Source organism: Methylobacterium nigriterrae, assembly GCF_037106235.1.
GTDB classification, from domain to species: Bacteria; Pseudomonadota; Alphaproteobacteria; order Rhizobiales; family Beijerinckiaceae; genus Methylobacterium; species Methylobacterium nigriterrae.
This window is the reverse complement of record NZ_JBAWTG010000629.1, coordinates 1-358: the sequence shown is the minus strand read 5'-3', so window position 1 is coordinate 358 and position 358 is coordinate 1. Positions and strand designations below refer to the sequence as shown.

The 358-nt window shown below is 67.6% G+C and carries 1 pseudogene; it reads right to left on the bottom strand.

What is annotated here, in order from left to right:
- A pseudogene (locus WDW90_RS38525) lies at positions 1 to 358 on the bottom strand (transposase); the annotation flags it as partial.

Genomic DNA, 358 nt, shown 5'->3' with positions numbered 1-358 from the left:
GCTTCGTTGCGCTTTGACGGGATCGCGGGCCGTGCACCCCGGCTCCAGATGTGCTCACGAAAGGCGTGACTGGCATAACCTCGGTCGGCCACCACCCACTTCGGCACGTCAGGCAGACGGTCCAGCAGCGGGATAGCGTGTGGGAGTTCATGGGCCTGACCGGGGGCCAGGATGAAGGCGACCGCGCGACCGAGACCGTCGGCGATCACGCAGGCCTTGCTGCCAAAGCCGCCGCGCGAGCGGCCCAGCGCCTCGCGCCTGTCCCGCTCAGCTTGTGAGCCCCTTTTCGATGGGCTCCTGCAGCCTTCTGATGCGCACGGATGCTGGTGCCGTCGAGGAACGTCATCCCGAGCTGCAC